Origin of the sequence: Fluviispira sanaruensis (assembly GCF_004295685.1) — a bacterium.
Lineage (GTDB): Bacteria > Bdellovibrionota_B > Oligoflexia > Silvanigrellales > Silvanigrellaceae > Silvanigrella > Silvanigrella sanaruensis.
This window is the reverse complement of the sequence record NZ_AP019368.1, coordinates 3,194,688-3,208,947: the sequence shown is the minus strand read 5'-3', so window position 1 is coordinate 3,208,947 and position 14,260 is coordinate 3,194,688. Positions and strand designations below refer to the sequence as shown.

General features: G+C 33.8%; 13 protein-coding genes. 8 read left to right on the top strand and 5 right to left on the bottom strand.

Annotated elements, in window-relative coordinates; translation table 11 throughout:
* The 8 genes from argF (at position 1) to EZS29_RS13535 (ending at position 6,136) form a co-directional block, all read left to right on the top strand.
* Positions 1-942, top strand: coding sequence for an ornithine carbamoyltransferase (gene argF / locus EZS29_RS13570; RefSeq protein ID WP_130611863.1), 942 nt, complete (start codon positions 1-3; stop codon positions 940-942).
* A 9-nt stretch (positions 943-951) separates the two neighbouring features.
* A complete protein-coding gene (locus tag EZS29_RS13565) occupies positions 952-1,647 on the top strand; it encodes a pirin family protein (RefSeq protein WP_130611860.1) in 696 nt (231 codons plus the stop codon).
* Between the two features lie 232 nt (positions 1,648-1,879).
* Positions 1,880-2,341: a hypothetical protein gene (locus tag EZS29_RS13560; protein WP_130611857.1), complete on the top strand. Its 462-nt coding sequence runs from the start codon at positions 1,880-1,882 to the stop codon at positions 2,339-2,341.
* A 4-nt stretch (positions 2,342-2,345) separates the two neighbouring features.
* Positions 2,346-2,576, top strand: a complete 231-nt coding sequence (locus EZS29_RS13555; protein ID WP_130611855.1) for a hypothetical protein — start codon at positions 2,346-2,348, stop codon at positions 2,574-2,576.
* Positions 2,577-2,580: 4 nt separating this feature from the next.
* Positions 2,581-3,810 carry an ATP-grasp domain-containing protein gene (locus EZS29_RS13550; RefSeq protein WP_130611852.1) on the top strand — a complete coding sequence of 410 codons (1,230 nt, stop codon included), beginning with the start codon at positions 2,581-2,583 and terminating at the stop codon, positions 3,808-3,810.
* An 11-nt stretch (positions 3,811-3,821) separates the two neighbouring features.
* Positions 3,822-4,238: an ATP-grasp domain-containing protein gene (locus EZS29_RS13545; protein WP_130611849.1), complete on the top strand. Its 417-nt coding sequence runs from the start codon at positions 3,822-3,824 to the stop codon at positions 4,236-4,238.
* On the top strand, positions 4,201-4,950 hold the full coding sequence (locus EZS29_RS13540) for an ATP-grasp domain-containing protein (protein WP_130611846.1): 750 nt from the start codon (positions 4,201-4,203) through the stop codon (positions 4,948-4,950). Before EZS29_RS13545 ends, EZS29_RS13540 begins: the two co-directional genes overlap by 38 nt.
* Positions 4,919-6,136, top strand: a complete 1,218-nt coding sequence (locus EZS29_RS13535) for an MFS transporter (protein WP_172603961.1) — start codon at positions 4,919-4,921, stop codon at positions 6,134-6,136. The genes EZS29_RS13540 and EZS29_RS13535 overlap by 32 nt, the downstream gene beginning before the upstream one ends.
* 37 nt (positions 6,137-6,173) lie before the next feature.
* On the opposite strand, the gene EZS29_RS13530 is transcribed toward EZS29_RS13535, so the two are convergent.
* The 5 genes from EZS29_RS13530 to lepB all read right to left on the bottom strand — a co-directional run bounded on the left by EZS29_RS13530 (position 6,174) and on the right by lepB (position 14,230).
* Positions 6,174-8,327, bottom strand: a complete 2,154-nt coding sequence (locus EZS29_RS13530) for a methyl-accepting chemotaxis protein (protein WP_130611840.1) — start codon at positions 8,325-8,327, stop codon at positions 6,174-6,176.
* Between the two features lie 3 nt (positions 8,328-8,330).
* A complete protein-coding gene (locus tag EZS29_RS13525; protein ID WP_130611837.1) occupies positions 8,331-10,088 on the bottom strand; it encodes a chemotaxis protein CheA in 1,758 nt (585 codons plus the stop codon).
* Positions 10,089-10,107: 19 nt separating this feature from the next.
* Positions 10,108-12,474, bottom strand: a complete 2,367-nt coding sequence (gene cheB / locus EZS29_RS13520; RefSeq protein WP_172603960.1) for a chemotaxis-specific protein-glutamate methyltransferase CheB — start codon at positions 12,472-12,474, stop codon at positions 10,108-10,110.
* A gap of 7 nt (positions 12,475-12,481) precedes the next feature.
* On the bottom strand, positions 12,482-13,003 hold the full coding sequence (locus EZS29_RS13515) for a chemotaxis protein CheW (protein ID WP_130611831.1): 522 nt from the start codon (positions 13,001-13,003) through the stop codon (positions 12,482-12,484).
* Positions 13,004-13,528: 525 nt separating this feature from the next.
* On the bottom strand, positions 13,529-14,230 hold the full coding sequence (gene lepB, locus EZS29_RS13510; RefSeq protein WP_130611828.1) for a signal peptidase I: 702 nt from the start codon (positions 14,228-14,230) through the stop codon (positions 13,529-13,531).
* Positions 14,231-14,260 lie beyond the last annotated feature (30 nt).

The window sequence follows — 14,260 nt, the reverse complement described above, 5'->3', positions numbered from 1 at the left end:
ATGAAATTAACAGGCCGCTCTTTATCAACATTATTAGATTATTCAGTCGATGAAATAAAATATATTTTGACTCAAGCGCATAAAGTTAAAATGGAAAAAATGAATAATATATTTCCCAAACGACTTGCAAATAAAAATATTGCTCTTATTTTTGAAAAATCGAGTACGCGCACGCGCAGTGCTTTTACCGTTGCTGCGTTTGATGAAGGAGCGCATCCTGAATTTTTAAATAAAAATGATATTCACTTTGGCAAAAAAGAAAGCACAAAAGATACGGCAAGAGTGCTTGGCAGGATGTATGATGGAATTATGTTTAGAGGTTTTAAGCAGGATACTCTAAATGACTTAATCCAATATTCACAAGTTCCCGTGTGGAATGCCTTAACGGATGATCATCATCCCACCCAAGCATTTGCAGATATTATGACTTTGCAAGAAAGATTTGGCGATTTGCAGGGAAAAAAACTTGTTTACTTAGGCGATGCAGCCAATAATGTTGCCCATTCACTTATGATTATAGCTTGCAAAATGGGCATGCATTTTGTCATATGTTCACCAAAATCACGGAGACCAGCAGATGATATTATCATTCAATGCGAAAAAATAATTAAGGAAACAGGGGCGAAATTAGAATTTTTAACGGATCCAAAGTGTGCTGTTAAACATGCAGATTGTCTCTATACCGATGTGTGGATCTCAATGGGTGAAGAAAACAATCCTGACTGTAAAGAACGAATAGAAATTTTAAAACCCTATCAAATAAACCAACAACTTATACATGCTACAGATAAAGATTCCACTTTATTTTTGCACTGCCTACCAGCAGTAAAAGGTCTAGAAGTTACGGAAGAGGTTTTTGAGTCAAAAAACAGTGCGGTGTTTGATCAAGCGGAAAATAGAATGCACACTATAAAAGCCATTATGCTTGCAACTCTCACTTAGGAACAAACTATGCTGCGTGTGCGAAAAAGTCAGGACAGAGGCAGCGCTGAGCACGGCTGGCTGCATGCCAAACACACCTTTTCTTTTAGCAGCTATTATGATGAAGAGCACATGGGTTTTAGAAATTTAAAAGTGATCAATGAAGATATTGTGGAACCAGCCCAAGGGTTCCCAACCCATGGGCACCGTAATATGGAAATTATCACTTATGTTCTTGAAGGCGCACTTGAACATAAAGACAGTCTGGGGACAGGCTCGGTGATTCGCCCGGGTGAAGTTCAGATTATGAGCGCGGGCAAAGGTATTCAGCATTCCGAATTCAACCATTCCAAAGAAAATTTATTGCATTTATTGCAAATATGGATTGAGCCATCTATCAATGGCAAAGAGCCCAGTTATGCGCAAAAAGATTTTTCTGCGTGCAAAGAAAAATTAAAACTCGTAGTTTCCCCAAACGGAGAAGAGGATTCTCTTTCTATAAAACAAGATGTGAAACTTTACCGAGGCATTTTTGCAAGAAGTGACAATTTAAAATTTACAATTATGCCCTCTCGCCATGTTTGGCTCCAACTTGCTTCTGGCAGTTTAACTGTAAATGGGCAGCAACTTGCACAAGGAGATGGTCTTGCCATGAGTGATGAAAAAGAACTTTTGCTCGAAGCGTTAGAAGGAAATTGTTCTTTTTTATTGTTTGATCTTTGCTGAATATTATAATTTTAAAAATGAAATATTAAAAAAATTAAATCATAAAATACATAAATCCACTTATACTTTAGTTTCGAAATATTTTTTTATAAGTAATTCAAACATATATCTTTTTTGTAAAGTTGTGATTAAATATAAAATAGTAAAAATAAATTAGGATAAGTGATTGACAAACTTTAAGAGAACGGCATAAAACTTGAACTGAAAAAACCAATTGCAGAAGGGATGTTTTATGCAATACTTTACCTTTGAAGAAGCTAAGAAGTTGTTTGAAAATGAGTTTTCTATTCTGTTTAAAAATAATAAGTATACCTACGATTTTCATACTGCAGACACATTCAATTCTGAATACTATAGAAGGCATATGGTTGAATGTGTCAATAGAATTAATATGAATAATGAACTTGATAATTACGCAATTGGAAAGCGTATTAATAAAGATAACATTCTTACGAAAGATTTTACATATTATCTTTATGATGAGTTTTGTCATGATGATCTCTTTTTACATGATCTAAAAGAAATGGGATTGTCCCGTGATGAAGCGTTAAAGACAAAGACATTTTTTTCAACGGATTTATTGATGGGTTACCTTAATTTACAGGTTTCAAAATATGGCGCTTTGCCCGCCATCGCTTGGGGATTGGGTATTAGAGTATTATGGACAAAGTTACAATGGTTTTATAACAGATAAAGCTATGAGTAATCTCGGAAAAGAAAAGACAAAAGGGGCTAAGAGTCATTTAAATACTGATATCAATGAAGATCATCCTGCACTAATGTATAAAATTGTTTCACGGGCGATTAAAAGCGAAGAAGATGCGCAAATAGCAAAAGATACTATCGTTAACTGCATAAAACTTATTGGCATGTATTTTGATGAATTGGCTCTTTCGGTTGGAATTAACAGTTCGAATTTAGAAAGATAAAGTTATGAGAAATATTATTATTGTAGAACCACAATCGTCAGGACTTAAACTTGTTGAACAAGCCCTTGAAGAAGGATATCAAGTGTGGCTTGCCTCGGCTGAAATAGGTGAGAGAAATATTCCAGATTCATTTAAAAATAAAATTGCAGGAATAATTCATTGTGATTCTATGTCAGCCGATAATATTTTTCAGGAAGTGCAAAAAATTTCTGTTGAGAAGGGCATAAACTTTGAAGCTGTTATTCCTGGATTTGAATATTATGTGGATGTGTGTGCAAAAGTTGCTAAAGATTTGAGTTTAAATTCCTTAGATGTAGAAAATGCAAGATGCTGCCGACTTAAAAACTTAATGAGAGAGCGATTAAAGCAGAATAAAGTCGATGTCCCAGATTTTATATTTTTAAAATCAGAGCAAACAGAACAGGACATCCCAAGTGAGTTTCCTTTTCCAGCAATCATTAAGCCTGTAAATATGTCAGGCAGCATGCATGTTTATAAAGTTTATTCCCGTGCTGAATTAGCTGAAAAAATAAAAATAATAATAAATTCAAATGACAATGATCTCGATCTCGCAGTTTCAAAAGAACTTCTAATTGAAGAATATATCGATGGTGATGAATTTAGTGTTGAAGGAATCGTAAATTCATTAAATGGTGAAATTCATATTTGGTCCGTCACAAGGAAACTTTTAGGCGGAGCTTCTGGCTTTGTGGAAATAGGTCATATTGTGAGCGACTTTAGCAAGCTCGACAATGCCGATCAGATGATTGCGTATACCAAACAAGTTGTGTTGGCATTGGGGATTGACAAAGGTCCTTTTCATGCAGAGTTAAGTTTTTGTAAGAAGCGCAAACAACCCATTTTAATGGAAATTGGGGCTCGTCTTGCGGGGGATCATTTACCTGAACTGATTTCCGAAGCGCGTGGAACATCTTTTTTTAAATCCGCACTCAACTCATTATTAATGCAAGATATTGAGAAACCTCAATTGTGGCAGGGTGCTTCTGGTATTTGCTTTTTATTAAGAAATCAGGATCAGTTAACTGCTAAAATTGAACAGAAATTAGACTGTATAGATTGGAAATATTTAAAAGAAATGCATTGGACTGTAGCCCACGACACTCAGATACACGGTGATTTTAGAGATCGTATCTGTACAGCTCGCTTTTATGGCGAGAATATTATTGAACTTGAACATGAGATGAAACAATTTTATGAACTGAATCAATTATAAAAGTAGAGCATATGAAAAAAAAAATTCTGATCATAAATCGTTGGGATGATGAATTTTCTGACTATAGAAAGCATTTTTCAGAAGATCAATATGATATTTACATGCTCATTTTAATTGGCAATGAAAAATCAATTGAGATCAATATGCCAACTGATTTTCGCCTGGCAATTGATTTGAGTTTTGATACGTGCAAAGATCTTATAGAAGATTTATTAATAAAAAATACAATAAATAAACAAGAATATATTTTTTCTGAGTTAATTGCTTTTTCAGAATATGACTTAATTGTTGCAGCCCAATTAAGAGATTATTTTAATATTCCTGGCGATCATTTGGAGAAGGTTCTCCTCTGGCGGGATAAAAACTTAATGAAGGAACAGCTCTCTAAATTTGGCATCCGTGTGCCAAAATGGAAATGTCTATCCTAAAATTGAAGAGCATCTTTTAGAGTATGAAGTAGAAGAATTTATATCAGCGCCAATTGGGCATGTGGATGGTTATATTCAAGAGGGTGAAGTTAAATTTGCCAAAGTCAGTAAATATATTGGCACCTGTTTATCCTATCAAGAAGGAAATTCTTTAGCTTCATATACTTTAGATAATAATAAAGAATCAAATAAAATAATTGAATTTGCGAGTTCATGCTTGAAGCATTTAAAGGCAAAAAACAATATTTTTCATTTGGAGCTTTTTTTTGCCGATGAACCCATCTTTCTCGAAGTCGGTATGCGAATAGGTGGAGGAGAAATTCCTTGGGTGATGCGCGATGTTTTTAAGGTAAATTTATTTGATATTTGGATGCGAATTCTCTTAAAAAAAGAAAATATCGTGAGTGAAGAAAACACACAGAATACAGTAGCTGGATTTCTTATGATTCCATTGCCAAAAGATAAAAAATTAATCGAGGTGCAATTCAACGATGATGGGATTCAAGAAATTTATAGCTCAAAAATAATGTCAGCTGAAAATATTCATTGCTTTTCGGGTGAAAATGAAAAAATGCTTGCGAGTTTTAGATACAAAAGTAATAATCTCGAAAGTTTAATAGCAGCCATTCAGAAGACATTTGAAAATTTTAGACCTATTTATGCAATGAATGAAAGCATCTATGAAAAAACTTCTCCCTATATTAACAGTTAGGTTTTGCAGTTCTCTTGGGGATCAAGCTTTGGTTTATGGTATCCCCATTTTGGTTTTTCAATTGACAGGGAGTATGTCTGCTTCTGGTATGGCATTTGCCATCGAATGGATTCCGCGCTTGATTGCTATGCCGTTGAGTGGAGCCGCCGCAGATATTTTTGGGCCACGAAGATTGCTTTTAAGCTCAGATATTGTTCGCTTTATGCTTACATTACTGGCGGGTTTTATTTTGCTATTTCCCCTCAATTCTATCTCAACAATTGCATTGATTTTTGGAATATTAGGCGGTGCTGTTGGATTTTTTCATGAAATGGCTTTTGTTTCTTTTGAATCTTTAGCGCCTCGTTTGGTGTCGTTACATGATTTGCCAAAGTTACACACTCTTTTACAAGGTCTCGATCTTGGCACGCAAATAATAGCACCCAGGCTTGCGGCACTTCTCTTAATTATTTTTAGTCCAACTGCATTTATTTTATGTTTATCGTTTATATTTCTCAGCAGTTTTTTATTTTCGAGTCAAAGTAAACTGATAAAAAATGCTTCTCTTGATGATATTAAAAATATTGACTTTAAAATTTTACATAAGTTAACTTTGCAACAATTAAGTGAAGGGATATTGTTTGTCTTAAAATCAAAAAATATCTTGGCATTGATTGCAATTTCTATTGCAATGAATTTTTCCATTGGCATCGTTCTGTCAGGCAGTGCGGGGTATTTAAAAGAAGGGCTTGGCAGTACGGCTCAAATGGCAGGGGTGCTCGGAACCGCAGCCGGTGTGTTAGGATTAATTGGCTTTATTATTATCCCTTATTATTTAAAAAAGTTTAGTTTAATCTCTTTAGGATTTTTGGGAGTAGTTTTATTCTTTATTTGTAATATAAGTATTCCGATGGCTCATAATTTTTGGCTTTATGGCTTATTATATGCGGGTCTTTTTCTAGCAGATGGATTTTATACAGTGTATATGCGGACTGTGCGAGTCACTCTCATACCAAAAGATGTTTTTTCAAGTGCAATTGGTATTATACTGTTACTTAATTTTATTTTTATGCCTATTTCAGGTTTAGCTCTTGCCCTATTTGGTGGATCAGCAGAGTATTTTCGCGAATTAGTAATAGTGTCCTCTGCGCTCTTTTTAATTGTTTCATTATTTTCATTAAAGGCATTGAGCAAAGTAAGATTTTGAATTTTTCATTCAGAGACAATGCTTTTCTAAGTTAAAGTTACAAGTCTTCAAATCGCGGATCACTCGCTGATGGTACTTTATCTTCAGGTATGGGTGTGTGTTTCTTTTGCTTTTTCTCATGCTCAACTTTATATTCACTTTGCCGAAATGACTCTCCACCAGAATTCGGTGGATAATTTACTTTTGAGTTGACTTTATCAATTGTGTATCCTTGGATGATTTCATGTAAATCATTTGAGATATCATGGATCTCCTGACCTTGTTTTATGAGCGCAAGAGACGCTTTCGAAGTTTCCTGGGCTGCCATTGCATTCTGATGAGTGATTCCATCTATTTCATGCATCGATTTATTTATTTCTGTGAGACCTTTGGCTTGTTCTTTAGCGGATGAGGCAATGTCATTTATTAAAGAGTTTATCTCTTCACTTGTGGTTAATATCTTTTCAAATTTATCTGCACAATCGCGGCTGACGTTTTCTCCTTCATCAACGCGTAATTTACATTCATGAATAATTTTTTCGATTTCTGTTTCGATTTCGTCGGAGATTGCTTTGACTTTACTGATGCTCGAGTCGAGCATTTGTGAAATTTCTCTGGCAGAATTACCACTCATCTGTGCTAAATTCCCAACCTCTTGGGCAACGACAGAAAATCCTTTGCCATGTTCTCCTGCACGCGCAGCTTCGACACTGGCATTAAAAGACAAGAGTTTAGTTTGAAAAACAATTTCATTAATTACTTTCGTTTTGTTTTCAATTTCGCTGATCACCTTTACAATATCTGCAATTTTTCTGTTACCTTGATTAACCGTGTTTAAGACAGCGTCATTGCTTACTTTAATATTTTGAATGGCATTGAGCATTTTATCAATGGCGATTTTCCCAGAATTGACTGTGTTTTTACTTATTTCAGATTTATTCTTCGATACATTGGCCATATCCGATGTCTTTGTCACCATCGAGTTGATTTCATTTAAACTTGAAACTGTTTCTTGCAAGGATGCGGCTTGTTCGTTGGCAGAAGTTGAGAGTTGTTCACTCGAGGAAGCCATCTCTTGTGCAGTTCTATTTAAAACATTATTGCTGCTGCTCAGCAATTGTGTGAGATCGAGTAATCTTTTACTTAATCGTGTGCTAAAAAGTAAGCTCACTATAATCGTGGTTGTGACAACAATAGCAAAAAGTGTCATAAATAGATTTTTTACAAAATTGATATTGGAATATATTTCACTCCGATCAATTTGCAGCAATATTTTCCAACCAATATCATCAACAAATTTCTTGCCAGTGACTTGGGTAAATCCTGCTAACTGTTTGACCTGCCTTCTGACATTGAGCGTTTCCGTGCTCCCTTCACCCCCTTTTTGGGCTGCAATTGCAGCCACATTGCCTCGTTCTGCGAGGTTTAACTTTTTAAGGACTTTGTCATCGTGGAGAATTTCTTTGTTCCAATTGTTCAGAACAGGTGAATAGTCAATTATCAACGTTCCTGATTTATCTAATAAGTTTATTTGCGCACTTTTCCAATTGGTTCTTTCGAAATCAGCATACAAGCGAAGAAGTGAATTCTCTGCCCATTCGAAATTGACAAAGTTAGCGACTATCGCAATGGGTTGGCCATTTGCATTATAAATATAAGTGGATAAAGCATTGAAAAACTTTTTTCCTTTAAAAGTTTCATCGATATATGAATAAAAGTTCGGATCTTCAAAATGCACACCTTCAAGTCCTTTACTTTTATCTTCGGTCCATTTTTTTTGTAATACAGCATTAAACCAACTTTCACTTCGAAAATTATATTTATACAAATATTCTACATTTAAAGGTTTTCCTTCTTTATCTTTAGAGTTTGCAGCGAGTAAATTACCATTAAAATCGCAGATTAAAACCAATTCATATATCTGATAATTGTCTACATATTTATTGAGTTGATCGATTGCTTCCGAGCTATTAAGTTTAAAACCATTCACTCGCCCAGAAATTGCTGTTGTCCCTAAGTAACGCTCATAGAATTGATCCTGGATAGAATTGCTAATCGACTTAGAAATAAGCATAAGTTGATCTTTAATAAGATCTTCTTGGTCATTTAAACCCGTAAATATTAAAAATAAAGAGAATACAGAACTGATCACAGCTATGCTAATACAGATAAATGCTATTTTTACTTTGAGTCCATATGAAGTTTTAAACATAAATCAATTATCCTTTTGTGAATTGTTTGATGAGAATTTTGCAATATTTTTCTTGAATTCATTTCCTTCAATCAAGTCAGCGATTTCAATTATGGGTACAGGTATTCCGTCACCAAGTATAACTCCGCCTGTTATTCCTTGTTCGCAGCGCAATTCATCACCAAATGTTTTTGTTACGACTGATTGTATGTTTATGATATTATCTACAACAACACCTAGTTTTTTATCTCTATTTTGTAAAATCATGATGACTTTTTCTTCATTCGTATTTTGCTGGTATTTGGGCGTACTGAGGCCATAGCCTAAATGATAAATAGGTATTTCTTCTTCTCGGAGGGTGAGAATATCGCCCAATCCTTGGACATGATTAATATTACTTTTTTTAAAACTGATGCTTTCTCTGACCTGCTGAACAGGGATAACATATTTTTCTTCTTTAACTTGAACAATAAATGCATCGAGGATACCAATTGATAAAGGTATTCTTATTATGAACTCTGTTCCTTTATTTATTTCGGAGATTATTTGTATATTCCCACCTATATTTTCAATATTATTTTTCACAATATCCATGCCAAATCCACGGCCCGAGATATCTGTTGTGATCGCTTTGGTTGAAAAACCGGGTAAAAATATGAGATCGAAGCATTTGTCAGTACTTAAAATTGTGTCTTTATCTATTAACCCTTTTTCGATAGCTTTTTGTTTTATTAATGCAGGATCGAGCCCTTTGCCATCATCGGCAAATTTTATCACCAGAAAACGTCCTTCGTGCATTGCAGAAACAGTAATTTTTCCTTCAGGATCTTTCCCTTTTGCAGCTCTCTCTTCAGCATTTTCTATTCCATGATCTATGGCATTGCGCATCATATGAATAAGTGGATCGGAAATTTCATCTAAAATAGATTTATCAATCTCTGTATTATCTCCATTGAATTCAGTGATTATTTTTTTATTTATTTCAATTGAAATATCACGTGAGGTACGCATAAGTTTTTGAAAAACAGGCAGTATAGGAACCAAGCGGAGACTCATGACATTGTCTTGCACTTCCTTTGTTATTTTGTCCATCTGGCGAAAAAGATTTTTCAATGCATTTGAAGAGTCAATTTTTAACTGCTCCTTTAACATGCTTTCTAAAATCACCAATTCACCAATATATTCTTGCAATTGATTGACTTTTCCAATTGAAACCCGAATCATTTCATCCGCATCTTCTATTTTTTTAGCTTTTCTTTTTGTTGTATTGAGAACTATTTCTTCTACATTTTCTTTTTTTTCTATTTCAACTTCGTCTAGAAATGTTATGTCATCGACTAGAACATTGTCTACAGGGAGAGAAGGAGACTTTGTTTTATATTCATTTATTTTTAATAAAATATCTTCATAATTTGCTTTGTATGAAGGGTCGTTTTTTAGTTTTTCAACAATGTATTTAACTCTATCATTGCATTCGAGTAGTAATGTTATAAACTCTTGGCTGAATCCGATTAAATTATTCTTAAATAATAACAATACTTCTTCAACATTATGAAGAATATCGGAGATATCATAAAAGCCCACTGCTTTTGCACTGCCTTTTAGATTATGCGATAAACGCATTGCTTGCTCTATTGTTTCATTTGTAGGATCTGTCGACATAGCTAAATAATTCTTTTCAGATTCTTCACAATTAACAGCTGCTTCTTGGAAGAAAATTTTATGCATCTCGTTATCGATATTGTCATCATTTTTATTTGATTTACTGCTTTTTTTGACCATAATTGCTCTCCAACTAAAACTAGTTTTTAATAATTCTAGCACTCTGCTGCTTTGATGAGATTATATTTGTAATTCTATTTGAAATACTTTCTAGCGGCTCAATATAATCTACCGCATTCAAATTGATTGCTTCTTTCGGCATGCCAAAAATCACGCAACTGGCTTCATTTTGCGCAATGGTAATGGCACCTGTTTCTTTAAGATGTTTAAGGCCCTTAGCTCCATCAGAGCCCATACCCGTGAGAATTATGCCCATTGTTTTTCTAAGGCCAAGATTAGCAACTGAGTGAAAGAGTACATCGATAGAGGGTCTGTGGATGAGTCCATTTGTACTGTCAAAGATTTTAATAACGAGTTTATCCTGTATTCGTTCAACTTTCATTTGGAAACTGCCCGGAGCGATATAAACTTTATTTGCATAAATGATATCGTTATTTTTGGCTTCTACCACTTCAAATGGACAAAGCGCATTGAGACTTTGAGCAAAGGCGGCGGAAAAGATTTTTGGAATATGTTGGACAATAAGAATAGGCGGAATATTTTCAGGTAAATCCTGTAAAATATATTTGATTGCTTCTGTTCCGCCTGTAGAAGAACCAATACAAATCAAGAAATTTTTATCAACTATTCCAGTTTGAGATTTTGATTTTGCTGTGCCTTTTTTATCATAAACCCGAATTCGCGCATTTTTTGCATTGAGAATTTTTTCAATTAATATATTTGCCTCTTCTTCCATTCGTGCTAGCTCAGGCTTTTGAAAATAATCAACAGCTCCATATGCTAAAGCATCCATGACCAAAGAGCCTTCATTCATATTGAGTGAGCTGACAATTATTGTCGGTATTTTTCTTTTAGGTATCAGTTTTTTTAGAACTTCAACCCCATTCATTTTTGGGAGTTTAATATCAAGTGTTAAGACATCGGGTTTATATTTTTCAATAGTTTCCTCAATTAGTAAAGGATCGCTGAGTTCTGCTATAACTTCTAAATCATTATTTGCAGAAAGCATTTTTTTGATTTGATAACGAATTGTTTCTGAGTCTTCAACTATTAATATTTTTATTTTTTCTTTTTTAGAATGGGTGTTTTTTTGAATAATTTTATTATTATCTTTGTTTTCAATATAAATTGTTTCAATTTTAAAACACAACTCATCACTCAATTTCTTGATGTTTTCAAGGCCAATTTTCTCGACATAGTCGACAGCTCCATATTTGAGAGCCTCGAGTGCCATTTGATTGCTATCACGTTCTACTGAACTCATAATAAGTACGGGGGGATGTTTGTCTATGTTAGGAATCGATTTCAGATAGTCAATACCGGATTCATCTGGTAAATAGAGATCTAAAATAACGACGTCAATAGTTGGCAAGTTGCTTATAGAGCAGCGAGCTTCCGCTGCAGAGGAAGCTGTTCCTACAATTTTGAATCCACGTTCATTTGTTAATATTCTTTCTAGTTGTCTAAGAATTGTTACGGAATCATCGATACAGAAAACACGAATAAGTTTTTTTTCAGGGATAGCTATTATTTCTTCTTCACTCAATGAGTTTGTAAACTCTAAATGCATATAAATGGATTTGTCTATTAAGTTTAGCATTAATTCATTTTTATTTATAGATTCGCTAATTCCAAGAATAAGAATACCATTAGGTTTGAGATACTTTAAAATGCTTTTTATTATTTTATTTATTTGATCGGTATTAAAATATATTAAAACATTTCTACAAAATATTATGTCAAAAATTTTGTTAGAAAATAATGACATTGAATCAAGCAAGTTAATTTTCTTGAATTCAATTTTTTGTTTAATATGATCTTTAATTTTAACATACGGGCTTAATTCACCTATGCCTCTTTGCCAATTACCTGTTATATAAACTTTTGGAATTTTCTCAATATCTTTAAAATAATAAACCCCATTTTTAGCAAAATTAATTGACTCTTGATCAATATCACTCGCTAAGATTTTATAGTTTAAGTTACTGTATTTTTTTTGTTTTTTTAATTTCTCCATCAGCATTGCGATTGAATAAGGCTCTTGTCCTTGGCTACATGCTGCGCTCCAAATTTGTAATTCTTGTTGATTATTTTTTTCGAGTAAACTATCAAGATATTTCGTCTCAATTTCTTCAAAATGAAAATATTCTCTAAAAAAGTAAGAATGATGAGTTGTGAGTAAAGAAATAAGCGATGGTTTTTCAGCTTCTAAATTCTTTTTAAGGTAAAGATCATATTGATAAAGCGTATCAATTCCTAAATTTATCATTCTTTTTTTAATGCGTGATTCAAGCATATTTTTATTTTCTTCAGTTAACACCATTCCCGTTTCTGCATGGGTGAGTTTTAATATTCCATGTATGATGAGCTCTTCTGCCTGCTCCATAAATTTCCTATATTTGCTCAGTTCCATTAGATTTTTGTATTTGTAATATATCTTCTATACTTAATGTCTTGGCTAAATGTAAAAAGACGATGAGTTCATGTTTATAATTGTACAAACCTTTTATAAAATCGGTTCGCACAGTTGTTTGAGTTTCTGGCTTTTCAAGTATTTCTTCTTTTTTTATATTAGCAACAAAATCGATGGAATCAACAAGCGCACCCATTAAAATATGATCTAAATTGCAAACTATCACGCAATTTTCTTCTTTTCCACGGCTTTGGATATTGAGCTTTTCCCTTAAGTCTATGACACTGATTACTTTCCCACGCAAATTCATAATTCCGCAGAAATATTTAGGTGCATAAGGGATACGAGTAAATTCAGGCACTCCAATGACTTCTCGCACCTGCAAAAGAGGTATGGCAAATCGTTCATGGCCAAGACTGAAGCAAAGATAACGATTATCGATAGAACCTTCTGTATCTGTTTCGTTAATATGACTCTCGTTCATATGATTATCATTGAGCATAGATAAATAATCCTCGAAATTATTTATTTACAAATAAATATAGTTACTCAAACATTAATTTATGCGTTATGAATGTGAATTTTAATGTGTAATTAATTGCTTTTATTTGCATATATTAATTCTTTTATTTTAGTAATATCTTAATCGTAAATTTTTTTATGAGTTCAAAACTTCTATGACTTTAAATTTACCATCTACCAGTCTCGTTACAAGTACGTTACCGCCAAATTTACTACGGGTTTCTTTCGATAAACCTTAAAGTTCATTTATTATTTTAGGTTTTGTGCTTCAACTTATTGAATAGGAATGAATATACTATAAGATATATTTTAAGCATTTTGTCAAACGAGACGCTTCCAGGTTCTGGAAAGTCTTCTTGCTGCTGAGCAAGAAGACTTTTTGATCAGGCTCTTCTACTTACTTTGACTTTCTCTTCTTTTAGCCTTGGTCGCGGCGCTGCAACTTTGAATAAAAGGTAACAATAAGGATCTTTGGATGGATTTATTTTGTCTCTAAGAAAAGAAATCAATTCGTGATTTCTTTAAACCAACGATCATTACGAAATTCAGGTAAGAATGATCCTGGTTTGTCATAAGTGGAGTAGGAAATGGCAAAAGCACGGCCATAAATATTTTTTTCGTCAACAAAGCCCCAGAAACGTCCATCTTCAGAATTGTCGCGATTGTCACCCACTAATAAAAGTTTACCTTCTGGCACAACCCAAGTTTGAGTTTGACTGTCTGTTATTCCACCCCATTTCTTTTTAAGAATAAAGTGTGGATATTTACTGAAACCGGATTCAATATATAAATTTAAATTGTCTGGGTTTTCATTTCCGCCAAGTCGTTCAAGAATGGAGCGATCCGCTTGCAATTCCTGTTTGGCGAGAATGCCATTAACTGTTAATATGCCATTTGTAAACTTGACCCTATCGCCACCTACTCCTACAACCCGCTTAATTAATGTGATTTTCTTTTCAGTTTCAGGCCCTTCAAAGACAACGATATCACCTCTTTTAGGTTGATCCCAGCTGAATATACGGGTTTGCATGAGCGGTAACATTATGCCATAAGAAAGTTTATTGACAACAACGTGATCTCCTACTTTTAATGTAGGCATTAATGATCCAGTCGGTATGACATACCAATTTAAAATGGACGATCTAAAAATAAAAATAACTGCTATAATAGTTAATATCGATCTTATTTCTTTAAACACTTTATTCATAGGGAAACAACCTCATTTACAAGAGCCCAA

Coding starts and splice junctions, on each gene's coding strand:
- EZS29_RS13515 (WP_130611831.1), bottom strand. CDS start 13,003: ATGCTCAATGATAATCATATGAACGAGAGTCATATTAACGAAACAGAT.
- EZS29_RS13525 (WP_130611837.1), bottom strand. CDS start 10,088: ATGGTCAAAAAAAGCAGTAAATCAAATAAAAATGATGACAATATCGAT.
- EZS29_RS13555 (WP_130611855.1), top strand. CDS start 2,346: ATGAGTAATCTCGGAAAAGAAAAGACAAAAGGGGCTAAGAGTCATTTA.
- EZS29_RS13545 (WP_130611849.1), top strand. CDS start 3,822: ATGAAAAAAAAAATTCTGATCATAAATCGTTGGGATGATGAATTTTCT.
- cheB (WP_172603960.1), bottom strand. CDS start 12,474: ATGGAGCAGGCAGAAGAGCTCATCATACATGGAATATTAAAACTCACC.
- EZS29_RS13530 (WP_130611840.1), bottom strand. CDS start 8,327: ATGTTTAAAACTTCATATGGACTCAAAGTAAAAATAGCATTTATCTGT.
- EZS29_RS13550 (WP_130611852.1), top strand. CDS start 2,581: ATGAGAAATATTATTATTGTAGAACCACAATCGTCAGGACTTAAACTT.
- EZS29_RS13535 (WP_172603961.1), top strand. CDS start 4,919: ATGAAAAAACTTCTCCCTATATTAACAGTTAGGTTTTGCAGTTCTCTT.
- EZS29_RS13565 (WP_130611860.1), top strand. CDS start 952: ATGCTGCGTGTGCGAAAAAGTCAGGACAGAGGCAGCGCTGAGCACGGC.
- lepB (WP_130611828.1), bottom strand. CDS start 14,230: ATGAATAAAGTGTTTAAAGAAATAAGATCGATATTAACTATTATAGCA.
- argF (WP_130611863.1), top strand. CDS start 1: ATGAAATTAACAGGCCGCTCTTTATCAACATTATTAGATTATTCAGTC.
- EZS29_RS13560 (WP_130611857.1), top strand. CDS start 1,880: ATGCAATACTTTACCTTTGAAGAAGCTAAGAAGTTGTTTGAAAATGAG.